16 protein-coding genes are annotated in these 24,425 nt (G+C 73.3%); 11 read left to right on the forward strand and 5 right to left on the reverse strand.

From position 1 onward, the window contains the following. Window positions 1-77 precede the first annotated feature (77 nt). The 6 genes from KVT45_RS02270 to KVT45_RS02295 are packed head-to-tail and all read left to right on the forward strand — an operon-like array spanning window position 78 to window position 14,406. Window positions 78-7,283: a beta-ketoacyl synthase N-terminal-like domain-containing protein gene (locus KVT45_RS02270; RefSeq protein WP_217544720.1), complete on the forward strand. Its 7,206-nt coding sequence runs from the start codon at window positions 78-80 to the stop codon at window positions 7,281-7,283. 23 nt (window positions 7,284-7,306) lie between these two features. Then, window positions 7,307-8,926: a PfaD family polyunsaturated fatty acid/polyketide biosynthesis protein gene (locus KVT45_RS02275; RefSeq protein WP_217544721.1), complete on the forward strand. Its 1,620-nt coding sequence runs from the start codon at window positions 7,307-7,309 to the stop codon at window positions 8,924-8,926. Continuing rightward, window positions 8,923-10,605: an acyl-CoA dehydrogenase family protein gene (locus KVT45_RS02280; protein ID WP_217544722.1), complete on the forward strand. Its 1,683-nt coding sequence runs from the start codon at window positions 8,923-8,925 to the stop codon at window positions 10,603-10,605. Before KVT45_RS02275 ends, KVT45_RS02280 begins: the two co-directional genes overlap by 4 nt. A gap of 15 nt (window positions 10,606-10,620) precedes the next feature. Next, window positions 10,621-12,387, forward strand: coding sequence for an acyl-CoA dehydrogenase family protein (locus tag KVT45_RS02285; protein ID WP_217544723.1), 1,767 nt, complete (start codon window positions 10,621-10,623; stop codon window positions 12,385-12,387). A gap of 1 nt (window position 12,388) precedes the next feature. After that, complete coding sequence (locus KVT45_RS02290; RefSeq protein WP_217544724.1) at window positions 12,389-13,084, forward strand: 4'-phosphopantetheinyl transferase superfamily protein; 696 nt, start codon at window positions 12,389-12,391, stop codon at window positions 13,082-13,084. 32 nt (window positions 13,085-13,116) lie between these two features. After that, window positions 13,117-14,406 carry an NAD(P)/FAD-dependent oxidoreductase gene (locus KVT45_RS02295; protein WP_217544725.1) on the forward strand — a complete coding sequence of 430 codons (1,290 nt, stop codon included), beginning with the start codon at window positions 13,117-13,119 and terminating at the stop codon, window positions 14,404-14,406. Between the two features lie 153 nt (window positions 14,407-14,559). Here the strand turns inward: KVT45_RS02295 and KVT45_RS02300 are convergent, their stop codons facing one another. Continuing rightward, window positions 14,560-15,177: a MerR family transcriptional regulator gene (locus KVT45_RS02300; protein WP_217544726.1), complete on the reverse strand. Its 618-nt coding sequence runs from the start codon at window positions 15,175-15,177 to the stop codon at window positions 14,560-14,562. A 137-nt stretch (window positions 15,178-15,314) separates the two neighbouring features. Here KVT45_RS02300 and KVT45_RS02305 point away from each other — a divergent pair, with 137 nt between their 5' ends. Together KVT45_RS02305 and KVT45_RS02310 are read left to right on the forward strand one after the other, a co-directional pair. Next, window positions 15,315-15,716: a DUF3291 domain-containing protein gene (locus tag KVT45_RS02305; protein ID WP_217544727.1), complete on the forward strand. Its 402-nt coding sequence runs from the start codon at window positions 15,315-15,317 to the stop codon at window positions 15,714-15,716. A gap of 72 nt (window positions 15,717-15,788) precedes the next feature. Continuing rightward, window positions 15,789-17,234: an MFS transporter gene (locus tag KVT45_RS02310; protein ID WP_217544728.1), complete on the forward strand. Its 1,446-nt coding sequence runs from the start codon at window positions 15,789-15,791 to the stop codon at window positions 17,232-17,234. Between the two features lie 53 nt (window positions 17,235-17,287). Here KVT45_RS02310 and KVT45_RS02315 read toward each other — a convergent pair whose 3' ends face one another. Next, entirely contained in the window at window positions 17,288-18,256 is a 969-nt protein-coding gene (locus KVT45_RS02315; protein WP_217544729.1) for a threo-3-hydroxy-L-aspartate ammonia-lyase, read from the reverse strand. Window positions 18,257-18,366: 110 nt separating this feature from the next. Here KVT45_RS02315 and KVT45_RS02320 point away from each other — a divergent pair, with 110 nt between their 5' ends. Beyond that, on the forward strand, window positions 18,367-19,047 hold the full coding sequence (locus KVT45_RS02320) for a transcriptional regulator (RefSeq protein ID WP_217544730.1): 681 nt from the start codon (window positions 18,367-18,369) through the stop codon (window positions 19,045-19,047). A 27-nt stretch (window positions 19,048-19,074) separates the two neighbouring features. On the opposite strand, the gene KVT45_RS02325 is transcribed toward KVT45_RS02320, so the two are convergent. From KVT45_RS02325 to KVT45_RS02335, 3 genes are read right to left on the reverse strand one after another with little or no spacing between them, the layout of a single operon-like run. After that, window positions 19,075-20,382 (reverse strand): VWA-like domain-containing protein, encoded by a 1,308-nt coding sequence (locus tag KVT45_RS02325; protein WP_217544731.1) that lies wholly within the window; start codon window positions 20,380-20,382, stop codon window positions 19,075-19,077. Beyond that, window positions 20,379-21,596, reverse strand: a complete 1,218-nt coding sequence (locus KVT45_RS02330; RefSeq protein WP_217544732.1) for a MoxR family ATPase — start codon at window positions 21,594-21,596, stop codon at window positions 20,379-20,381. Before KVT45_RS02330 ends, KVT45_RS02325 begins: the two co-directional genes overlap by 4 nt. A gap of 41 nt (window positions 21,597-21,637) precedes the next feature. Continuing rightward, the gene (locus tag KVT45_RS02335) at window positions 21,638-23,080 is read right to left on the reverse strand and encodes a hypothetical protein (protein ID WP_217544733.1); all 1,443 of its coding nucleotides are present in this window, start codon (window positions 23,078-23,080) and stop codon (window positions 21,638-21,640) included. A gap of 210 nt (window positions 23,081-23,290) precedes the next feature. Between KVT45_RS02335 and KVT45_RS02340 the strand changes: the two genes are divergently transcribed. Together KVT45_RS02340 and KVT45_RS02345 are read left to right on the forward strand one after the other, a co-directional pair. Beyond that, a complete protein-coding gene (locus KVT45_RS02340) occupies window positions 23,291-23,797 on the forward strand; it encodes a SigE family RNA polymerase sigma factor (RefSeq protein WP_217544734.1) in 507 nt (168 codons plus the stop codon). A 10-nt stretch (window positions 23,798-23,807) separates the two neighbouring features. Further along, window positions 23,808-24,359 carry a hypothetical protein gene (locus tag KVT45_RS02345; protein WP_217544735.1) on the forward strand — a complete coding sequence of 184 codons (552 nt, stop codon included), beginning with the start codon at window positions 23,808-23,810 and terminating at the stop codon, window positions 24,357-24,359. Window positions 24,360-24,425: the final 66 nt, after the last annotated feature.

Here is a 24,425-nt window from a genome sequence, read left to right on the forward strand (position 1 = left end):
GACCTGTGGACCGCCGGTCCCGGCGGGCGGACCTGTGTCACCGCCCGCCGGGCCGGCCTCCTGGAGGAAACAGCGCTATGAGCAAGTACGCGATCGTCGGCATCTCCTGCCTGTTCCCCGGGGCGGAGACTCCCGACGCGTTCTGGAGGAACCTGCGCGACGGCGTCGACAGCCGCACCGAGGGCGGCCCGGACGTCTTCGGCCCGGCCCCCGACCCCCGCGTCGCGGACCCGGAGCACACCATCACCTGTGTGCGCGGCGGCTTCGTCACGGGCTTCGAGTTCGACCCGTCCGGCTACCGGCTCCGCCCGGAGGACCTGACCCGCCTGGACCGTGTCTTCCACTGGTCCCTGCACACCGCCCGCGAGGCCCTGCGCGACAGCGGCCACGCGGACCGCCCCGAACTCCTGGCCCGCACCGGCCTGGTGGTCGGCGACTACTCCTTCCCCACCCCGGCCTCGGCCCGCATCAGCCTGCCCCTGGTCCATGAGGCGGTCCTGGACGGCGTACGGCGCTCCGGGCACCCGGTGCCGGCACCGGCCGCGCTCCTCGACCCGGCCGCCGTGCACCCGGCGGACGCCCGGGTCAGCGGCGCGCCCGCCCGGATCGCGGCCGCCGCCCTCGGCCTGGGCGGCCCCCGCTACGCCCTGGACGCGGCCTGCTCCTCGGCCCTGTACGCGCTGAAGCTGGCCTGCGACCACCTGGCGGCCGGGCAGGCCGACCTGGTGCTGGCAGGCGGGGTCTGCGCCCCCGACCCGACCCTCATCCACCTCTCCTTCTCCGACCTGCACGCCTATCCGGAGAACGGGATCAGCCAGCCCTTCGACGCCCGCTCCACCGGCATCCTCACCGGCCAGGGCGCGGGCATGGTCGCGGTCCGGCGGCTCGCCGACGCGCTGGCGGACGGCGACCGGATCTACGCGGTCGTCGACGGCATCGGCCTGTCCAACGACGGCGCCGGCCGCCATCTCCTGGTCCCGAACCCGTCAGGTCAGCTCGCGTCGTACGAACTCGCCTACGCCCGGGCCGGGTTCGGTCCCGACGAGGTCGACTACCTGGAGTGCCACGCCACCGGCACGCCGGTCGGCGACGGCACCGAGGCCGAGTCGGTCGCCGGCTGGTTCGGCGCGCGCGGCGGCACGGTGCCGCCACTGGGCTCGGTGAAGGGCAACCTGGGTCATCTGCTGACCGTGGCGGGCCTGAGCAGTCTGCTGAAGGTGATCCTGGCGATGGGCCACGGCGAACTGCCGCCGACCATCGGGGTCGGCCAACCCCTCACCGACACCCTGCCGTTGGTCCGCGAGGCCCGCTCCTGGCCGGACGGGCGTCCGGGGCCGCGCCGGGCCGCGGTCTCGGCGTTCGGCTTCGGCGGTACGAACGCCCACGTCGTCCTCTCCCAGGAGGCCGTGGACGAAGGGGAGTCGGCGCCCGCCGTGCCGCCGGCCCTCGACATCGTGGGCCTCGGCGCGCACTTCGGCACCCTCGACTCGGCCGCGGCCTTCGAACGCGCCCTGCACGACGGCGCCGACGCCTTCCGGCCGCTCCCCGAGCACCGCTGGCGCGGCCTGGAGGAGACCGCGGGCGGCACCCTGGAGCGGGCCGGACTCGACCGGGCGCAGCTGCCCGAGGGCGGTTTCGTCGACCGGATCGAGATGGACCCCGCCGACCACCGCATTCCCCCGGCCGACCTGCGCAACTACAACCTCCAGCACGCCCTGATGTCCAAGGTCGCCGACGAGGCGCTGCGCGACGCCGGGTACGACCGGACCGTGCCGCCGGGCGCGAAGGCGCCGCAGGCGCGCCGGATCGCGGTCGTGGTGGCGATGGAGATCGAGCCCAGCGCCCACCTGCACCTGGCCCGGCACGGCATCGGCGACTTCCTTCAACGGGCCTACGCCGAGGCCGGGTTGGAGCTGCCCGGCGAACTCGCGCAGGCGGCCCGGGAGGCGATCCACCGGCCGATCGTGGCCAACGAGGTGCTCAGCTACATCGGCAACATCATGGCCAGCCGCATCTCGTCCCTCTGGAACCTGACCGGTCCGTCCTTCACCGTCTCCTCCGACGCGGCCGGCGCCGCCGAGGCCCTCCAGATCGCCCGGCTCCTGCTGCTCGACGAGACCGTGGAGGCCGTCCTGGTCGGCGCGGTCGACCTGGCCGGCTCGCCCGAGAGCCTGCTGCTGCGCGGCACGGCACCGGTCGCGGGCGCGGGCCTGACCTTCGGCGACGGGCAGCGCGGCGTCCGGATCGGGGAGGGCGCGGGCGCGGTCGTGGTGACCCGCCCCGGGGTCCGGCGGGCCTATGCGCGCCTCGACTCCGTCGCCGTACGGCACTCCGCTCCGGTCGACGGCCGGCTGCCCGAGGCCGACGCGGACGCCCTCGCGGAGGCCGCGGAGCAGGCGCTGGCCGCCGCCGGGATCGGCCCCGGCGAGGTCGGATACCTGGAGGCGCACGCGGGCGGTACGGCGGTGCGGGACGCGGCCGAGGTGGCCGCCCTGGCGCGGGTCTACCCCGCCGGTTCGGGCGCCGTGGCCCTTGGCAGCGCCAAGGCGCAGGTCGGCGACACGGTCGGCGCGTCCGCGCTGGCCGGGCTGTTGCGGGCGGTGCTGTGCCTGCACCACGGCTACCTGCCCGGCGTACCGGGCTGGCGCAGGCCCGCGCCGGAGCTGGCGGAGCGGTTCGCGGCGTCGGCGCTGCACGTGCCGGACGCGTCCCGGCCCTGGCTGCGCACCGACCACACGCGGCGCCGGTACGCCGCCGTGAACGTCATCGGCTCCGACGGCGCCCACGGCCATCTGGTGCTGTCCGCCGAGGGCACCCGCGGCGACGTCGTCCCCGCCGACTGGCGGCGGGCCGGCGCTCCGGCGCTGCTGCCGCTGGGCGCGGCGGACATCGACGGGCTGCTGGCCGAGGTCGCACGCCACGCGGAACTGCTGGAAGCGGGCGCCGACCCGTACCGGCTGGGCCGGGCCGCCGCCGAGCGGCTGTCGGGCAGTGCCCTGCGGGTGGTGCTGGTCGGCCGGGACCGTGAACAGCTGCTTCAGCAACTGGAGTTGGCCGCCCGCAGCCTGCGCGACGCGTATGGCGCGGGAGAGGAGTGGACCACTCCGGCGGGCAGTTGCTTCGCGCCGCGGCCGATCGGCCCGGCCGGCAAGGTGGCCCTGGTGTACCCGGGCGCCTTCAACTCCTATCCGGGGCTTGGCCGCGACCTGTTCCGGGTCTTCCCGTCCCTTCTCGGCGGCTTCGAGTCGGAGGCGGGCGACCCGGACCGGATGTTCCGTGCCGCCCAGCTGTATCCGCGGACCCAGACCGCCCTGGAGCGACGGGACCTGATGCGCCTTGAGGGCGAACTCGGCGAGGACATCCCGTTCATGCTCGCCACCGGCACCACCTTCGCGATCCTCTACACCGACCTGGTCCGCGAGCGGCTCGGCGTCACGGCGCACGGCGCGTTCGGCTACAGCCTCGGCGAGTCCAGCATGCTGTTCGCCACCGGCGGCTGGCGGCGTCCGGCCCGCCGCGACGACCGGATCAGCGCCACCCCGCTGTTCCGGGACCGGCTGACCGGCCCCCGGCGCACGGTCCGCGAGCTGTGGAACCTGCCCGACGACACCCCGGACGAGGCGGTGTGGGGCAGCTTCGTCCTGCTGGAGTCGGCGGACCGCGTCACCGAGGCCCTGGCCCGCCACGACCGGGTCTTCCTCACTCACGTCAACACCCCCACCGAGGCGGTCATCGCCGGCGACCCGGCCCAGTGCCGGGCGCTGATCGAGGAGTTGGGCTGCCCGTCGGCCCGCTCCCCCGTCGGCTCGGTGATGCACTGCCCGGTCGTGGGCGGCGAGCTGGCCGGCCTGGCCGAGCTCAACGACCATCCGACGGGCTCCGTGGGCGGCCTCGAGCTGTTCAGCGCCTATGACTACGAGCCGGTCGGCGACCTCGGGCAGGCGGAGGTGGCCCGGCGCATCGCCCGGACGCTGCGCTCCACCATCGACTTCCCGAAGCTCGTGCGGACCGCCTACGACCGGGGGTTCCGCTACTTCGTCGAGACCGGCCCCGGGGCCACCTGCACGCGCTGGGTGCACGACACCCTCGGCGACGCCGCGCACGTCGCGATGCCGGTGGACCCCCGGGGCGTGCCCGCCGCCCGCTCGGTGGCCCAGCTCGCCGCCCGGCTGATCGCCCATGGCCTGCCGCTCGACGTGGCGGGCCTGCTCGGCCCGGACCCGGTGACCGCCGGGCGCGCCCCGCTGCTGCGGGTGCCGGTCGGCGGCGGCCCGTCCATCCCGGCCGGGATCGCGGAGCGTACGGCGCCCGCCGTGCCCGTCCCGGCCCCCTCCCCTGTCCACGGCGCCCGTGCGGAAGAACGCGCGCCGTCCGTCCGTACGGCCGTACCGGCACCGGTGGCCGCCCCCGTCGACGCCGAGGACGCGCGGCCGGCCCCCGTGGCCGCCGTCTCGCTGGAGGTAACCGACCTGATGCCCGCCGACCCGACACTCGAAGACACCGAGGTCATCACCTTCGACGGCGAACCCCTCGCGCTCCTGCCGTGGACGGAACAGCCGGAAGAGGCCGTACGGCCCGAGACACCCCGGCCGCGCCCGGCCACGGCGTCGCGCCCGGCCACGGCCCCGCAGCCGACCGCCGCGCCCAGCGGCTCCGCCGCCGACCTGCTCCGTGACATACGGCAGCAGATGGTGGCCACGCACTCGGTGGTCATGGAGACCCAGCGGGTTCTCCAGGAGCACACGCTCGCCCGGATGGAGGCCCTCCTCGACACCGGCGCACCGGCCCCCGCACCGTCCCGTCCCGTCGGATCCGTGAACACCGGGCCGGTGGCCGTGGAGCCCGTGGTCATCGAGCCCACGGCCGTGCTGCCCCCCGCACTGCCGCCCGCCGCCCCGCGCACCCCGGGCGTCATCTGGGACGAGCAGCAGCTCCTCGCCTTCGCCACCGGCCGCCTCACCGACGTCTTCGGCCCCGAGTTCGCCGAGATCGACGGCTACGCCAAGCGGGTCCGGCTGCCCGCGCCGCCGTACCACTTCGTCACCCGCGTCACCGCGCTCCAGGCCGAGACCGGGGTGTACGAGCCGTCGTTCATCCGCACCGAGTACGACGTGCCGAAGGACGCCTGGTACGCGGTGGACGGCGGGGTGCCGCCGGCCGTGGCCATCGAGGCCGGCCAGTGCGACCTGCTCCTGATCAGCTACCTGGGCATCGACTTCCGCAACAAGGGCGAGCGCGTCTACCGGCTGCTCGACAGCAAGCTGGTCTTCCACGGCGACCTGCCGCGCACCGGCCAGACCCTGCGCTACGACATCTCGATCAACCGGTTCGTCCGCCAGGGCGACACGACCCTCTTCTTCTTCAGCTACCTCTGCTACGCGGACGGCGAGCTGATCCTCGAACTCAAGGACGCCTGCGCCGGGTTCTTCTCCGCGGCCGAACTGGCCACCCCGCTCGGCGTGGTCACCACGGAGAAGGAGAAGCAGCGGCGGGAGGCGCTGACGAAGACCTGGTTCAAGCCGCTGGCGGACACGGACCGGAACCATCTCACCGCCGCCGACCTGGAGTTGCTCGCCGAGGGGAAGCCGGGCGAGGTCTTCGGTCCCCACCACGCCCAGGACCCCGGCCTCAACCCGGCGCTGCGGCTGCCCGACGCCCGCCTGCGGATGGTCGACGAGATCCGCATCGACCGCACGGGCGGTCCGCGCGGCCTCGGTGCGATCACCGCCTACAAGCGTCTGGAGCCGGACGCCTGGTACTTCGAGTGCCACTTCCCCGACGACCCGGTACTGGCCGGCTCGATGGTCGCGGAGGGTGCCGTGCAGACCCTCCAGGCCTACCTCCTCCACCAGGGCATGCACCTGGTGCTGCCGGACGCCCGCTTCCAGACCATCATCGGCCTGGAGACCGAGGTGCAGGTGCGCGGCCAGATCACCCCGGAGCACCGGGAGATCCGGTACGAGATCGAGGTCATGGAGCTGACGCTGCTGCCGCGGCCCTCCGTGGTCGCGGACGTCCTGGTCTACCTCGGCGACAAGCCGGTGATCCGGATGCGGAACTTCGGCATCCAGGTCCGCGAGAAGGACGGCACCGCGTACCGTCCGCCGCTCGGCGGTGTCCCGGAGTTCCTCGGCCGCCGCAACCGCGCCGGCGAGCCCGCGATGATCAACGAACTGCACCTGGCGCACGCCGCGAAGGGCGACCTGGGTACGGCGATGGGCCCCGAGTTCGACGTCTACAAGGAGAGCCGGGCGCCGTACATCCCCAACGGGGACTTCCAGTTCGTCGACCGGATCATGCGGCTCAAGGGAACGCGCGGTGAGTTGAAGCCGGGCGCCGAGATGGTCACGGAGTACGACTCCCCCGCCGACGCCTGGTACTACCGCGAGAACTCCCACCCGCACATGCCCAACTGCGTGTACATGGAGACGTCGTTGCAGGCGGCGATCCTGCTCGGCTACTACCTGGGCGCCACCCTCAAGCAGCCGGAGACCGAGTACTCGATCCGCAACCTCGACGGCACGGCCACCCTCGTCAAGGACGTCGACCTGCGCGGCAAGACGATCCGCCACCACTCCACGCTCCTGATGACCAGCGCGGTCTCGGGCGCCGTGCTCCAGAACTTCCGCTACGAACTCTCCGCCGACGGCGAGGTGTTCTATACCGGCGAGTCCCTCTTCGGCTACTTCAGCGAGGCCGCGCTCGCCAACCAGCTGGGCCTGGACAGCGGGACGTACGTGGCACCCTGGATCGAGCAGGCGAAGCCGGAGAACGTCCGCCGCATCGAACTTTCCGACGACGCCCCGCAGTTCGGCGGCGAGCTCCGCCTCCCCGCCGGTCACTTCCACCTCGTCGACCATGTCGACCTGGTCGAGGAGGGCGGCCGGCACGGCAAGGGATATCTCCACGGTCACCGCGCGATCCGGCCCGACGAGTGGTACTTCGACTGCCACTTCCACCGCGACCCGGTGATGCCCGGTTCGCTCGGTGTGGAGGCGATCCTGCAGGCGATGCGCCTGTACGTGCTGGAGCGGGGCCTGGCGGACGGCATCGAGCGCCCCCGGTTCGCGCTCGGCACCGGCATCGCCATGAGCTGGAAGTACCGCGGCCAGATCCTGCGCCACGACGGCGAGCTGAGCTTCGACGTGCACGTCAAGGAGGTCCGCCGAGACGGCGACCGGCTCGTCGTGGTCGCCGACGCCGACCTGTGGAAGCCGGGGCTGCGCATCTACGAACTCACCGACGTGGCCATCGAGGTCCGTCCCGACGACACCCACGCCTGATGCTTCGAGGAGACGTCCGAGTCATGCACGCCCAGCCCACTCCGCTGCGCTGGCAGGGAGCGAGCGCCCCGCACACCGACCCGGCGGGCATCTACGAGGCCCTCGCCGACCTCGACCGCCCCTGCTTCGTGGTCCGCACCCCGCACGGCATCGGGGCGGCGGCCGGCGGCACCGCCACGGCGGGCCCGCAGGGCCTCCCGCTGCTGGCCGCCGCCGCTCCCCTGCCGCCCCGCACCCTCGGCTCGCCCGCCTTCCTGGCCGCGCACGGCGTCCGGCACGCCTACATGGCCGGAGCGATGGCCGGCGGCATCGCCTCCGCCGACATGGTGATCGCGCTGGCCCGGGAGGGCTTCCTCGCCTCCTACGGCGCGGCCGGACTGCTCCCGGAGACCATCGCGAAGGAGCTCACCCGCTTCGCGCGGGAGATCCCCGGCCTTCCGTACGCCGTCAACCTGATCCACAGCCCCAGCGAGGAGCGTCTGGAGCGCGAGGCCGTGGAGCTGTTCCTGCGGCACGGGGTGCGGTGCGTGGAGGCGTCGGCCTTCATGAGCCTCAGCCCGCACGTGGTGCGCTACCGCCTGGCCGGCCTGCGCCGCGAGCCGCACTCCGGTGCCGTGGTGGCGGACCACCGGCTCATCGCGAAGATCTCCCGCCCGGAGACCGCCGAGCGCTTCATGCGCCCCGCCCCGGCCACCATCATCAGTGCGCTGCTCGGTCAGGGCCTGATCACCGCCGAACAGGCCGACCTGGCCAAGTACGTGCCGATGGCGGACGACATCACGGTCGAGGGCGACTCCGGCGGCCACACCGACCGCCGGCCTCTCCCCGCACTCCTCCCGACGATCCTGCGCCTGCGCGACACGGTCCAGCACGAGCACCGCTACCCGGTCCCCATCCGGGTCGGCGCGGCCGGCGGCCTGGGCTGCCCGGTCTCGGTCGCGGGTGCCTTCGCGATGGGCGCCGCGTACGTCGTGACCGGCTCGGTCAACCAGTCGTGCGTGGAGTCCGGTTCGTCGAAGGCCACCAAGGCGCTGCTCGCCGACGCCGGTATCGCGGACTGCGAGATGGCACCGGCGGCCGACATGTTCGAGATGGGCGTGGAACTCCAGGTGCTGAAGAAGGGCACCCTGTTCCCGATGCGCGCAAAGCGCCTGTACGAGCTGTACCAGTCGTACGACGGCCTGGAGGCCCTCCCGGCGGCCGAGCGCACCAAGCTGGAGACGCAGGTCTTCCGCCGTCCGCTGGAGGACGTCTGGCAGGAGTGCGTCGGCTACTTCACCCGCCGCGACCCCGAGCAGCTGGCCCGCGCCGCCGGCAACCCGAAGCGGCGGATGGCCCTGGTCTTCCGCTGGTACCTGGGCATGGCCTCGCGCTGGTCCACGACCGGCGACCCGGGCCGCGTCCTGGACTACCAGGTGTGGTGCGGCCCGGCGATGGGCGCCTTCAACGACTGGGTCACCGCCAGCTACCTCAAGGCCCCCGGGAACCGCCGCGTCGCGGACGTCGCCCACCACCTGATGCGCGGCGCGGCCTTCCACACCCGCCTGGCCCAGCTGCGCGTCGCGGGCGTCCGCATCCCGCCCTCGGCGGCGGACTACCGCCCGGTCCCGCTGGAGTCCCCCGCACTGGAGGGCGCCCGATGACCCCCGACGAACTGGAACGCCTGCTGGGCGACCCGTACGACCCCGTGAATCCCTACGGCTTCGCGGCGGCGGTCGCCCGCGACGAACAGGATGCGTTCCCCGAGGAGTTGTGCGCGAAGCTGCGCGAGGCCGGCTTCCACCTGAACTACCTCCCGCGCGAGTGGGGCGGCCGCTTCGAGTCCTTCGACCGCAGCATGCTCCTGGTCCGCACGGCCGCCCGCCGGGACCTCAACGTGATGCCCGGCACGATGTTCGGCATCACCGCCGCCACCTGCCTGGCCCTGCACGGCTCGCCCGAGCAGCGGAAGCGGGCGGGCGAGATCCTCACCGAGGGCGGCGCGATCGGCTTCGCCCTCTCCGAGGCGCGGCACGGCAGCGACCTGCTGGCGAACACGGCCCGCCTCGAACCGACTGCTGAGGGCTGGGAGTTGACGGGCGAGAAGTGGCTGGTCGGCCTCGGCCACCGCTGTGAGGCGGCCTATGTGGTCGCCAAGACGGGCGAGCGCGGCCCGGCCGCCTACTCCGCGGTCTTCGTCGACCTCACCACCGGCACCGGCCTGGACCGCGGCCCGCTGGTCCCGGCCGCCGGCATGCGCGGCATCGACTTCGCCGACCTGGGCTTCGACCGCTTCCCGGTCCCGCGCGAGGCCCTGGTGGGCCGGGAGGGCGAGGCGCTGGAGTCGGTGATGAAGGCGCAGCAGGTGGTCCGCGTGATGAGCATGGCGGGCAGCCTGGGCATCGCCGACACGGCACTGCGCCAGACGCTGGACTTCGCGGCGGACCGAAGGGTGGGCCGGACGACGGTCCTGCGATCCCCCTACCCGAGGCGCGAGCTGGCCATCGCATCAGCGGCCCTGCTGGCGGCGGACGCCACGGCGCCGGCCGCATCCCGCGGCATCCACGTGGTCCCCGAGACCTTCAGCGTCTGGGGCTGCGCGGCGAAGCACGTCGTGGCGGAGAGCACGGACGAACTACTACGCCGCTGTGGTGGGGTGCTGGCATCGAGAGCGGTGCTCCGAGACGGCTTGTTCCAGAAGCTCCAACGAGACGCCGCAGTCGTACGAGTGGTGGACACCAGCCCCCTGGCAAACCTCCGCTCGTTCGCAAGCCAGCTGCAACAGACCTTTTCTTTTTCTTTTAGGGGCGCGGGGAACTGCGCGACCAGCCCAGACGCACCCGCAGCCAAAAAACGAATCCAAACCATCTTCGATTTGGAAGAACCCCTTCCTCCCTACGCGCCCGACCGTCTCGACCTCAATGCCCGCGGCTACGACCCGGTCACCGCCGCACTCCCCCTCATCGCCCCCGAAGCCCTCACCAGACTCACAGCCGCAGCGGACCACCCCACCGCACACCTCATCACCCAACTGGTCGCAGCCGTAGGCGATCTCCCCGCAGAACTCGCCACCGCCGACCGGGACACCGGCCTCATAGACGTGGCCGAACGCTTCACCTGGCTCCACGCGGCAGCGTCCTGCCTCCATCTCTGGTGGGCCAACGAGAACAACCCCTTCTTCACCACCGGCTGGCTGCACGCCACCCTCGCCCACCTCCTCGCCAGAGCGACCGGCACCGATCTCCGCCGAGCGGGCGACGCCCAGCTCCCCGCGCTGGACATCACCACCGACCTGCACGACCACGACCAGCTCTTCAGCGCCCTGCCTGTCCACTTGGCCTGACCGTCGGAGACACCCGTGCCGAAGAAGAACCTCACAGAACTCGCGGTCCGGCTGGAGAACCACCTCGGCGATCCACACGACCCCGCGAGCCGGATGCCGTACGCCAAAGTCCTGGAGTACGACGAACGGGAGGACTACCCCTACGAGTTCGTCAACCTGCTCCAGCGCTGGGGCGCCCTCGACCACTCCCTCCCCCTCGCCCAGGGCGGCAAGGCCGGCGACGTGGAGATCGGCTTCAATCTGATGCGGCTGATCGCCCGCCGCGACCCGACCACCGCCACCGCGTTCATCATCACCAGCCTCAGCTTCATGCCGGCCTGGGTGGCCGGCACCGACGAGCAGAAGCGGGCCCTCGTCCAGGCGATCCAGCAGGGCACCCGCTACGCCTGGGGCCTGTCGGAGCGCAACCACGGCAGTGATCTCACCGCCAACGAGATGACCGCCGAGAAGACCGTCGGCGGCTATCTCCTCACCGGCGAGAAGTGGCTGATCGGCAACGGCCGGGTCGCCGACGGCCTGAGCATCCACGCCCGCACCGACCCGCGCGGCGGCCCCGCCGGCTACTCCGTGTTCGTGCTGGACAAGCGCCGTACCCCCGCCGGTGCGGTGGACGAGCTGCCGCGGGAGCGCATGCACGGGCTGCGCGGCCTGGACATGAGCGGCTTCCGCCTGGACCGCGTCTTCGTACCCGACTCGGCGCTGCTCGGCCGGGAGGGACAGGGGCTGGAGATCGCGCTCAAGACGTCACAGACGGCGCGTGCGCTGATCAGCGGGATCGCCCTGTCCGCGGTCGACACGGGACTGCGGGTGACGCTCGACTTCACCGAGGGACGGCAGGTGTTCGGCCGTACCGTCAGCGACATCCCGTACTCCCGGCGGCAGTTGACGGAGTGCTTCGCGGACCTGATGGTGGCGGACGCGGTCAGTCTGGGCGCGGTCCGGGCGCTCCAGGTCGTGCCGGAGCAGACCAGTGTGTGGTCGTCGGTGGTGAAGTACTTCGTGCCGACGCTGCTGGAGCGGACGTTCGCCCGGCTCAACGTCGTCCTCGGGGCCCGTTTCTACCTCCGTGACCACCCGCACTACGCCATCCACCAGAAGATGATGCGCGACCTGCCGGTGGCGAACTTCGCCGACGGCAACACGGTGGTGAACCTGAAGAACATCGCCCTTCAGCTGGAGGGGCTGCTCGCCGCCGGGCCGGGCGCGGCTGCCGAGGAGCGGGCGGCCGTGCTCTTCGGCATCGACCAGGAGCTGCCGCTGTACCGGCCGTGGGACCAGGAGCTGTTCAGCCGGGGCCAGGACGACGCGGTGCGGGCCGCACCCGCCGCGCTCGACCGGCTGCGCGGTCTGGCCCAGGCGGGCGACGAGCACGGCTGGCTTGCGCGGTCCGCGGCCGTCGCCGCCGAACTCCTCGCGCACGCCGACTCTTTGCGGGAGCGCACCGCGCGGCTCAGGGCCGAGCTCGGCCGTGCGTACGGCCAGTCGGCCGAACTCTTCGACCTGGCCAAGGAGTACTGCCTGCTGCACGCCACCGCCGCCTGCCTGCACACGTACGTCCACTCGGCCGCCGCCCTCGACGACCCGCTGCCCAGCGGTGCCCTGCTGCTGCTCCAGCTGGAGCGGATCCGGCGGCATCTGCGGCCGCACGAGTCCGTCACCGACGCGGCCGTGGTCGACGACGTGATGCGGGTGCTGCGCGAGCTGTACCGGGAGAACCGGCTGTTCTCGTACTGGCAGTTCCCGCTCGCCGAGCGCGGCGACCTGGCCGCGGCCCGCAGCTGAGATGTCCGACCGTCATCTGTGGCTGCTGCCGGAGGCCGCCGCCGACGCGTTCGTCGCACGGCTGGGCGGCACGGCGCTGCTCTCCGGGGAGGAACGAGCGCGCTGCGAGCGCGCGCTCTCGCCGCAGCTGCGGCGGCGCCGGCTGGCCGCGCGGCTGCTGGCCCGGCACGCGCTAGCCGAGCGGTCCGGACGGCCGCCCGGCGCGTGGCGGTTCCGTACCACCGGGGACGGCCGTCCGGAGCCCGAGCCGGCGTACGGCGGGCTGCGGTTCAACCTCACCCACACCGACGGTCTGATCGCCTGTGTGGTGACCGACGCCGGCCGTGCCTGCGGGGTCGACGCCGAGCCGTCACCGGCGGGTGCGGACGCGCTCGCGCACCTGCCCCGGTTCTTCGCCCCGGCCGAGCGGGCCGAGCTGGAGCGGGCGCCGCGGGAGGAGCGGGCGGCGCTGGTCGCCGCGTACTGGGTGCTGAAGGAGGCGTACCTGAAGGCGCTCGGCACCGGGCTGCGCCGTGAGCTGTCCACCGTCGCCTTCACCCACCCGGCCGCCGCTCCGCCCATCGCCGTGCACGACTCCGGGTCGGCCGCCCGGCACTGGCACTTCGACCTGGTCCACCCGACCCCGGGGCACGTGCTGGCCGTCGCCAGCGAGCGGTCCCGTACCGACGGCCTGACCACCACCGTCCTGTCCTGCTGAAGCCTGTCCTGCTTGAAGACCGAGGAGCACCGATGTCCGTCAAGCCCAGCATCGCCGTCGTGGGCGGTGGAGTGGCCGGCCTCTCCGCCGCCTACGCGCTGCGCGAGCACGCCCAGATCACCCTGTTCGAACGCGAGGACCGTTTCGGCGGCCACGCCAACTCCGTGGAGGTCGAGGACGCCGGCCGCGTCCTGGGCATCGACACCGCGTTCGTCGTCTTCAACCGGCCCGCCTATCCCAACCTCTCCGCGTTCTTCGAGGAGTTGGGAGTGGCCGACAAGCAACTCCTCAGCGGGTTCAACTTCTTCGACCTGAGCAACGGTCTGCAGTACGGCAGCGAGGAGATGGACCTGCCGGAGGAGGAGGTCCGGGCCCGCTATCCGGAGTACTTCCAGACCATCTGGCGGGAGGCGCGGCGGTTCCACGAGGAGGGCCGGCACGACTTCTTCCGCAAGCGCACCGACCTGCCGATGGGCGAGTACCTGGACCGGGGCGGCTACAGCGAGGAGTTCCGGTACGGCTACTTCATCCTGCTGTGCAGCGCGGTGTGGTCGGTGCCGGCGGAGCTGATCTGGGAGATGCCGGCCACCACGGTCATCGCGTTCTTCATGGCGCACGACGAGAGCGGCCTCGGCGGCCGCCGGGTCGACTGGCGGACCGTGGAAGGGGGGTCGATCTCGTACGTGCGCAAGGTGATCGCCGCGATCGACCCGAAGACGCGGCTCTCGGAGCCGGTCGTCGGCGTCCGGGAAGAGGCGGACGGGGTCGTGATCCGCACCGCGAACGGCGAGGAGCGCTTCGACCACGCCGTGCTCGCCACCCACGCCGACGTGACCCGCTCGCTGCTGGAGAACCCGACCCCCGCCCAGCGCGACCTGCTGGCGCCGCTGCGCTACAACGCCTCCACCGTGATCCTGCACACCGACCCGTCCGTGATGCCGGCCGGCCGGGACCGCTGGGAGGCCTGGAACTACGGCAAGGTGACCGTCGACGGGCAGCCGCGCACCTACGTGGCGTACTACATGAACAAGCTGCACGGCTTCGAGTCGGAGACGGACTACTTCGTCACCCTGGACTACCCGCTGGAGGTCGACGAGGCGGCCGTCATCCGGCGGTTCCACTACGAGCACCCGATGATCGACATGGCGATGCGCACCGCGCAGCAGACCATCTACGCGGTCAACGAGGGCCCGCGGGTGAAGCTCTGCGGCTCCTGGTTCCACTCCAAGCAGCAGTACTGGGACCAGATCGGCTCCCACGAGGCCGCGTTCTCCTCCGGGAAGGAGGCGGCGGCCCAGCTGTTGCGGGAACTCGGCGCCTAAGCGGGTCCGGCGAAGTGCGCTACGGTTCGGCAGCGCCCCGAAGGGGCGCGGGGCCGTATCCGAAATGCGGCTACCGCCGCGTGGGCGCGACCAGCCACGACGGTGCCGCAGTCGACTGACGGCATATCGCAGCTCTTCCAGCGGAGCGCCTGGCTAGGGCGTGTGCCGGTGTGCGGACTCGTTCTCCTGGGCCATGCGGCGCAGCGCCATCAGTGCGGGCTCCAGGAGGACGGTCAGCAGCAGGGCGCGCTCGGCGGCCTCCAACGGGTCCTCGATACCGTCGAGTTGGTCGAGGTCGAGGGTCGCGGTGCGTTCGGCGAGGCGGGCGTAGGGCAGGAGGGTGTGCCAGTCCAGCGGGACGCCGAGCGAGCGGAGCGAGGTGATCGTCTCCGCGAGCGTGCCACGGGCGGGTGCGTTCTGGTGCACCTTCCAGCCCAGCTCCTTGACCAGCGCGTCGACTTCGGCGGTCTCGGGGGCGTCCTGGGCGGTGTCGGCGGGCAGCCGGATCGTGCCCAGGGCGAGGCCCAGGAGCCGGTGGGTGTCACCGTCGTGCTCGCCGAGCGCGTCCAGGACCTCGCGGGTCGCGCTGACCGAGAGGCCGCGTACGCCGGTCAGGGCGCGGATCAGCCGGAGCCGCCGCAGGTGCTGTTCGTCGTACTCGGCCTGGGTCGCGGCGGTCTGACGGCCCGTCGGGAGCAGGCCCTCGCGGAGGTAGTACTTGATCGTCGTGACGGAGACGCCGCTGCGGCGGCTCAGCTCGGACATGCGCATCGGGTTCGGCTCCGCTCTCGCATCGGTATCGGCTCCGTTCCACCGGACGACACCTCGGCACTGGAAATTGGATACCTCTACTGTCTAACATGGATAGTAGAGGTATCCAATTTCTTCCCACGGGAGAAGGCCGCGCCATGCCCACCCTGCGCTGGACCACCGTCAACACCCCCGCACCCGACGCCGAGGCGTTCGTGATGGCGTCCCGGCTGGAGGTCCGCTCCCTCAAGGACGTGCCGCGTTTCTTCGCCAAGTCGCTGGTGGCGTGGAAGCAGGTCACCGGGGCGCCCGGCGCGTACGGCGCCTCGCTGATCGCCGAGCCCCTGAAGCGCACCTTCTGGACGCTCTCCGCCTGGGAGGACAAGGACGCCCTCTACCGGTACGCGAGGACCGAACCGCACAAGTCGGTGATGACCGGACTGCGCCCCACCATGAAGGGCTCGGTCTTCACGTTCTGGCAGGTCCCGGCGGCCGAACTGCCCATCGACTGGACGGACGCCCGGCGCCGGCTCGCCGAGCAGGAACGCGCCGACTCCTGACACCCGTCCCGCCCGGCCCTCCGCACACACGAGCCCCTCCCCCACGAGCCCCTTCGCTAGGAGCCCCCTGCCATGACCCTGTCCGAAGAGAGCCCGGTCCTCGACGAGGAGCCGGCCGCCCCGGTCGCCGCCGCGGGGCGCCGGGTGCCGCTGTGGCTCGCGATCGTCGCGTGCAGCGTGCCGATGTTCATGGTCGCGCTCGACAACCTCGTCGTGTCGACCGCCCTGCACACCCTCGCCGTCGACCTGGAGGCGAACACCCAGGAACTCCAGTGGTTCGTCAACGCGTACGTGCTGAGCTTCGCCTGCCTGCTGATGACGGGTGCCGCGCTCGGTGACCGGTTCGGCCGCCGGACGGTGTTCGTCATCGGCGTCGCCGTGTTCACGCTGGCCTCCATCGGCTGCGGACTGTCCGACACCAGCGCCCAGTTGATCACCTTCCGGGCGGTCCAGGGCTTCGGCGCGGCGGCCGTGATGCCGCTGTCGCTGACCCTGCTCTCGCAGGCGGTGCCGGAGAAGCTGCGCGGGCTGGCGCTGGGCGTCTGGTCCGGGGTGAGCGGGCTCGCCGTGGCCATGGGCCCGGTGGTCGGCGGCGCGGTGGTCGACGGTCTGGACTGGCGCTGGATCTTCTGGATCAACGTGCCGGTGTGCGTGATCGCGATACCGCTGGTGCTGTTCGCCGTGAAGGAGAGCTCGCTGCCGGGCGTCCGCCTCGACCTGGTCGGCATGGTGCTGGCGGCGGCCGGACTGTGCGCGGTGGTGTGGGCGATCGTGCACGGCGAGCCGGACGGCTGGACCTCCGCCAAGGTGCTGGGCGCGTTCGCGGGCGGCGCGGTGCTGCTCGCCGCGTTCGTGGTCTGGGAGTCCCGGACCGACGAGCCGATGCTCCCGCTCTCCTTCTACCGGGTGCGGGCCTTCACCCTCACCAACATCGTCTCGGCGACCATGTACTTCGGTGTCTTCGGCTCGCTGTTCCTGCTCGCGCAGTACCTCCAGATCGTGCCCCCGCGCTCCCCGCTGGAGGCCGGTGTCCGCACCCTCGCCTGGACGCTGATGCCGATGTTCGTGGCCCCGGTGGCCGGTCTGATCACGGACAAGGTCGGCGGCGGCCGGCTGATGGCCCTCGGCCTCTTCCTGCAGGGCGTCGGCCTCGGCTGGATCAACCTGGTCGCCGGCACCGACACCGCGTACCCCTCGCTGGTCGGCCCGATGATCGTGGCCGGCATCGGCATGGGCTTCGTGTTCGCGCCGACGGCGGCGGTGGTCCTCGGCTCGGTGGCCAAGGAGCACGCGGGCAAGGCGTCCGGCGCCAACACCACCGTCCGCGAGATCGGCGGCGCGCTCGGCATCGCCGTACTGAGCACGGTGTTCGTGACGTACGGCAGCACGCAGGGCCCGCAGCAGTTCGTCGACGGACTCCACCCCGCCGTCTGGGTCGGTGTCGCGGTCGTCTTCTTCGGCGCCCTGTGCGCCCTGGGCATCCCGCGCCGGCCGCAGCCGGCGGACGAGCAGGCCTGAGCCCCCCCGCTCCGGGCGGAGGCACCCCGACCGGTGCCTCCGCCCTTCCGTGTTCAGCCGGCGACGATCTCGGCGAACCGCTCCGCCCCCACGTTCCCGCCGGACAGGACGACCCCGATCCGGCGCGGCAGCGGCGCCACCCGGTGGGCCAGCAGCGCGGCCAGACCGCTGGCACCGCTCGGCTCCAGGACCGTCTTCAGACGCTCGAAGGCGAACCGCATCGCGTCCCCGATCTGTGCGTCGGTGACCAGCGAGATGTCGTCCACCAGGCGCTGGTTGAGGGAGAAGGTCAGCTCCCCCGGGATGTCCGCGGCCTGGCCGTCGGCGATGGTGCGGGGCACCGGGATCGACACCCGGTGCCCGGCCGCCAGGGACCGCCTGGTGTCGTCGCCGGCCTCCGGCTCGACCCCGACGACCCGGATCCCGGGCAGCAGCCCCTTGGCGGCGGTGGCGCTGCCCGCGATCAGCCCGCCGCCTCCGACGGGCACCACCAGCGCGTCCAGCTCGCCGACCTCTTCGATGAGTTCGAGAGCGGCCGTGCCCTGCCCGGCGATGACGTGCGGGTGCTCGTACGGCGGGATGAGCGCGAGCCCGCGTTCGGCGGCGAGGGCCTCGCCGATGGCGACCCGGTCGCCGGTGTAGCGGTCGTACGTCACGATCTCCGCGCCGTATCCGGCGGTCGCCTCCAGCTTGGCGCGCGGGGTGTCCTCGGGCATCACGATGACGGCGGTGGTGCCGAGTTCACGGGCGGCGAGGGCGACGGCCTGGGCATGGTTGCCGGAGGAGTAGGCGGCGATGCCCTTGGCGAGCTGCGCGGGCGACAGCCGGGACGCGGCGTTGTAGGCGCCCCGGAACTTGAACGCGCCGATGCGCTGGAGGTTCTCGCACTTCAGGAAGACCTCGGCACCGACCAGCTCGTCCAGGGTGCGCGAGCGCAGCACGGGGGTGCGGTGGGCCACCCCCTTGATCCGCGCCGCCGCGTCGTGCACGTCCTGGAGGGTCACGGGCGGGGTGTCGGGCATGTTCGTCCTCCGTTCTGGGCGCCGCCGGGCGCCGGATGGGCGGCCATCGTATGGAATTATTGTCTATCATCTGGACGGGAAGTCCAGACCCGATCCCGGCGGGGGTACCGATGGCACACGGACCGGCGGCACCGAGCGGCGAGGCGGCGGCACGGGCCGAGCAGGACGCGATCATCGGCGCGCTGTCCCCGGTCGTCGACGGGATCGCGGCGACCTTCGGCTCCTTCTGCGAGGTCGTCGTCCACGACTTCCGCCGTCCGGAACATTCCGTCGTCGCCCTCGCCGGGTCGGTCACCGGCCGGGGGGTCGGCGGCTCGATGAGCGAGATCGGCATGAAACTGCTGGCGGCCGGCGACGAGGCACGCGACGAGCTGAACTACCTGACCCGCACCCGGGACGGGAAGCTGGTCAAGTCGTCCACGATGGTGCTGCGCGACTCGCGCGGTACGGCGTTCGGGGCGCTGTGCGTGAACCTCGACGTCACGGCCGTCCACCAGGTGCACGAGCTGGTCGGCGGCCTCGCCGGGGTCACCGCCAGCGCCGTGGCGCCGCCGACCACCACGTTCGGCGACGACATCACCGCCGTCCTGGACTCGATCGTCGACGCCCGCCAGCTCCGCCGGCCCAGGCCCTGGTCCCAACTCACCCGCGAGGAACGGCTGGAACTGTTCCGGGACCTCGACCGGCAGGGCGTGTTCGCGGTGCGCGGCGCGGTGCAGCAGGTCGCCGCCCGCCTCGGCATCTCGCGGGCCTCCGCCTACAACTACCTGTCCGCGACCCGCACCGGCTGACCACCTGCCCTCAGCGGGCCGGCCGCGCTAGCCGATCTCGACGACCCGTGCCCAGGCGGGCGGTGCGTCCGGTACGTAGTCGGGGTCGTCCTCCTCCCACGACGTGCCGCTGTACTGCCGGGGGAAAAGGCCGACCACCGTTCGGCAGGCCGGCTGCGTCATCGGCCAGGGTGTCTGTCCGTCGGTGAGGGCCACCACGACGTCCGGCGCCGGCCGGGCCCGCAGTGCCCTGGCGAAGCCCGCGCGCAGGTCCGTACCGCCGCCGCCGACGAGCGGGATTCCCTCCGCGCGGCACAGCGGCTGCACGGTCCGGGCGGCCGCGTCGCAGGACAGCACGGAGACCAGGTCCCGGCGGCCGCCGACGGCGCGGGCGATCGCGGCCACCTCCAGCAGGGCGCTGCCCAGTTCGGCGTCGCTGACCGAGCCGGAGGTGTCGATGACGACCGAGACCCGGGGCGGGCGGCGGCGCAGGCTCGGGAGGACCACGCCGGGCAGGCCGGCCGACCGGCGCGAGGGCCGGCCGTAGCTGTAGTCGTCGCCGGCGCCCGCGGCCGAGGCCGCCGAGCGGACCGCGGCGCCCAGCAACTCCCGCCAGGGCTGCGGCGGATGGAAGGCCTCTTCCGCCCAGCGCCGCCAGCCCTCCGGGGTGCTTCCCGGCCGGCCGGTGATGGCCTGCGCCACCCGGAACCGGACCCCGTCCCGCTCCTGCTCGCTCAGGCCGTGCGCGCCCTCCGCCCCCAGGTCCCACTCCCGGTCGCGGCCGTCGGCTCCGCTGCCGCAGTCCATCCAGGTGAGGTCCTGGGTCAGCGGCCCGAGCCGGAACTGGCGCAGGTAGTCCTCCATCAACTGGCCCTCGTCCAGCCGCAGCATGTAGGGCCGGACGGCACCGCGGGGCTGCGCCAGCCCGTCGCCGTACGCGTCGTCGTTGATCTCCAGGTCCGCCGCGATGTTCATCCGCAGCCGCTCTCCGACCCCGGTCAGTCCGCGTTCCCGGGCGACCCGGTCGCTGCGCGCGTGGTGCTCGCGCAGCAGGTGCGACACCTCGTGCACCCACACCCCGGCCAGGTCCTCCTCCGGCATCCGGTCCACGAACGCGGGCGAGACATAGCAGCGCCAGTGCTTGTCGACGGCCATCGTCGGCACCTGCCGGGACTCCACGACGTGCAGGGCGAACAGGGCCGTCGCGAGGTAGGGCCGGGCCCGGGCGGCCTGCAGCCGGGCGGCGTAGAGCTTGTCCAGGTCCAGGTCCAGCGCCCCGGCCGGTGCGGTGCCGGGCTCCGCACCCGGTGCGTCGTCAGGCTTGGTGCCGGGTGCGGTGCCCTGTGCTGTGCTCATCGGCCGGCCTTCGCGGCGACGCGTTCGGCGGCCCGGTCGGCGCGCCGGGAGACGGACACCGCTCCTGCAAGGCGTTCGATCGCCGCCGGGACGTCCCAGTCGTCCCGGCGCAGCGAGGCCAGGGTGGTGGCGGGGACCACCACCAGGTCGGGCGCTCCGGTGTCCAGCGCCCGCACCAGCAGGGCCCAGGCCGCGTCCCAGCGGGCCCGGTCCGGCCGTTCGCGGACCGCCGCGACCACGCCGTCCAGCACGGCCTGGCGCAGATCGCCGCGCTCGGGCAGGTCGGCCGCGTCCGGGTCGGCGAGCAGCGTCTCGGGGTCCGGGAGCTCCATCCGGTCGACGCTCGCCAGCAGTTCGAGCCCCGGCCCGTCCCCGACCGTTCCCCTGACCAGCAGGGAGAGCACGTCCCGGGACGAGCCGGCGGCGTGCGCGAAGGCGACCAGGCGCAGTGTCATGTCCCAGCTGCGGGGCGACGGCCAGGCGCCGCCCCGGCGCGTCTCGCCGCTCGGCAGCCGGTGGACGAGCGTCGGGCGGGTGGCGAGCAGGCCGCACACCGCACGGCGCGCGAAGTCCACGGCGGCGGGCAGCCGGTCCGGGTCGAGCCGGGGCAGGGTCGCCCGGGGCCAGGTGCCGCCGAGACCTCGGACGACGACCTCGTGGTCGTGGGCCCACTGCAGATGCACGAACCGGTTGGCCAGCGGCGGGCTGAGCTCCCAGCCGTCGGCCGCCGACGAACGCGGGTTGGCGGCGGCCACGATCCGTACGCCGGGCGGGAGCCGGAGGGCGCCCACGCGACGTTCCAGGACCAGCCGGAGCAGGGCGGCCTGGACGGCAGGGGGCGCGGTGGACAGTTCGTCCAGGAACAGCAGGCCCCGGCCGGCCTGCACCAGCCGTACCGCCCAGTCCGGCGGGGCCATCGGGACGCCCTGGACGGCCGGGTCGTCGCCCACGACGGGCAGGCCGGAGAAGTCGGACGGCTCGTGCACGCTGGCGATCACCGTGGTGAGCGGCAGGTCGAGCGCCTCGGCCAGCCGGTGCAGGGCGGCGGTCTTGCCGATGCCGGGCTCGCCCCACAGGAGGACGGGCAGGTCGGCGGCGACGGCGAGGGTGAGCGCCTCCAGCTGGGTGTCGGGCCGGGGTTCGGTGGTGGAGTCGCCGAGCAGCCCCACCAGGGTGTCTGCGACGACGAGTTGGTCAGGAGCATGAAGGGGCATGGGAGATCACCTAGGGGTGTGAGAAGACAAGTGGACGGGTGTCAGCGCCGGCCGGCGGGGCGTGGGCCGAGGCGCGGGTCGCGGACGGACCGGCGGCGCCGGGTGCGGACGGGGCCGGTGCGGGAGACAGCGAGGCCCGCCCGGTAGAGGCCGTAGGTGATCCGGCGCCGCGCGGCCGACTCCAGCTCGTCCTTCAACGGGCCGTCGCGCAGGACGGCTTCGGGCCCCAGCAGTCCTTCTACGACGGCCAGCGCGCCGGCGATGTCCCCGTGGTCGAGGCGTTCGCGGACGCCGGTGAGGCAGTCGGGGCGGCGGTGCGCCTCGTCGATGACCCGCAGACAGGGCAGCGGCGGGCCGCCCAGCGCCACCAGCAGTTCCTCGCGCCGCAGTTCGTCCGGGGAGTGGTCCAGCGGCGACAGCACCCCGTCGACCAGGCCGATCCGGTGCCGGGCGCCCCGGCATTCCACGAGGCGTGACTGCCGGGCCGGGTCGGGGTGCGGGTCCCGGGCGGCCGGTGAGTGTCCGGGGACGAGGGCGCCGGCGACCAGCGGGTGCAGCCGCCCGGCATCGACCAACCCGGCGCGCAGCAGCTCCAGATCGGGGAGCGTCCAGGTCGCCGCGTCGGGCAGGACGAGCGGTGCGCCGGAGCCGACGTCCCGCCCTGCGGTGTCCCGGCCCGCGGTCTCCTGACCGCGGGTGTCCCGGCCGGTGGTCACGGTCCCGTCGGCCGCGAGGTGCAGCGCGAGCCGCTGCCGGCCGCCCAGGCGTACGACGACGGTCCCGCTGTGCCGGCCCTCGGCACCCAGCAGGATCCGTGCCTCGTCCGCCCACCGCTCCGTGGCGCACAAGGACCCTTCAGGGGCGGGGAGTTGGTCGACGAACGTGAACCAGTCGGCGTACGCGGTCCGTTCGCCGCCCGCAGGCCACTCGCCGCCCGCGGAACGGTCGGCGCCCGAGCGGGTCCGCAGTTCGCCGGCGGCGCCCGCGTCCCACAGATGGCGGTGCAGGTCGAAGCGGAACCGGCGGCTGGGGCGCGGATGCGGATGCCCCCGGGCGACGGGCTCGCTCAGCGTGCCGTCCCACAGCGCGAGGCTGATCCGCTGCCCGCCGTCCGCCCAGGCGGGCGGTGTCCGCACGACGAGGCACAGCGAGCTCTCCCCGGCGTCGTAATGAGCGAGCGGCATGGTCAGCCCCGGCCGCAGCAACCCGTCGGGCGCGATCCTCGGCAGATGCCAGCGCAGCAGGTCGGGCGCGAGCCGCCGCAGGTCGGCACGGATCCGTTCCCGGACGTCCCGGCCCCATGCACGGGTCAGTGCGCGCAGGTCGAGGTCGATGTCGAAACCGGCGGCGGCACAGGCCCCCGCCCAGTCGCCGGCGTTCCGGCGGGCGGTCGCGGTCTCGATCATGGCGGGCGGCACGGCGAACTCGCGCACGCGCCGCCACAGGGAGAGGCGGGTGTCCCCGTTCGCGAAGTGAGTGGCCATCAGCACTCACCAGACGCGGACGGGACCCCCAATCTGACAGCAGAATGAGTGGTCATCGCGGGGAGCATACGGCGCCGTCAGCGAGGTCCGCCAGGCAATTACGCACCGGGCCCGCACGTGACGCGGATCACCCCGGCCGGGTGCAGCGTTCTGCCGCCCCCAGGGCCTTTTCCCAGGTGTAGGCAGCCGGGGAGAGCGGGGACCGTGGGAATGGAGCAGGCTCGGGCCGGTGAGTACGACGAGTTCGTGGCGGCCCGCTGGTCGGGGCTGTTCCATCTGGCCCGTCTGCTCACCGGTGGCGATCGGCATCGGGCCGAGGATCTGTTGCAGGAGTCCTTGGTCCGGTTGTGGTTCGTCTGGCCGAAGATCGCCGACGAGGCGCCGGAGGCGTACGTCCGGAAGGTCCTGGCGCGCGCGGCGGCCCGCTCGGCGCGGCGCCGGTGGTGGGGCGAGCGCCCCGTCGAGGAGCTGCCCGAGGTGGCGGCGGCCGGCGACGTGTCGGCGCTCGTCGCCGAGCGCTCCCGGCTGGAGGCCGCGCTGGCGCTGCTGACCCCGCGCCAGCGGGCCGCGGTCGTCCTGCGCTACTACCAGGACCTGCCCGACCGGCAGGTCGCCGAGGTGCTGGGGTGCCCGGTGGGCACCGCCCGGTCGCACGCGGCGCGCGGGGTGGCCCGGCTGCGGGAGCTGCTGGCGGACGCCATCGAGCCGGTGGGGTGAGGGAGAGGCCATGGATCACTTCGAGCGGCAGTTGACGCAGTTGATGCACGGCGAACGAGAACCGGCGGCGTTCGAGCCCCGGCACCGGGAGCGGCTGCGGGCCGGTGTGCGGGCGCGGCGGCGGGTCCGGGCGGCCCGGCGGGCGGCGGGCGGCGTCCTCGCGGCCGCGGGGCTCGGCCTCGGCCTGTTCCTGTGGCCCCACGCCGATGTCCGTGACGAGCCGAGCGCGCCGCACCCGCGGCCCGCGACCAGCCCCACCGTCCCTGCGGCACCGACGCCGGGCATCTCCCCCAGCGCGCCGACCTCCGGCGTCACGACCTCGGCCCCGCCGCCCACGGACACCACCGCGCCCGCGGACACCCCGTCGGCCACGAGCGGGAGCACCGCCTCGTCCACGCCGACCGCGACGGAGACGGCCACCCCGGACGCGGGCACGACCCGGAACGCGACGGAGGGCTCGTCCGGGGGTTCGACCGCCACCACGTCACCGCCGTCGGCGCCCGCGACCGAGAGTCCCGACCCGTCGGGCGGCTCGTCGGCCACGGTCGGCTCGGCCGGATAGCGGACGGCTCGGCCGGCCAGCGGACGGCCGGCGGGCCGCACCCCCTCACCCACCCCACCACCGGGT

This window comes from Streptomyces sp. GbtcB6 (assembly GCF_019091475.1).
GTDB classification, from domain to species: Bacteria; Actinomycetota; Actinomycetes; order Streptomycetales; family Streptomycetaceae; genus Streptomyces; species Streptomyces hyaluromycini.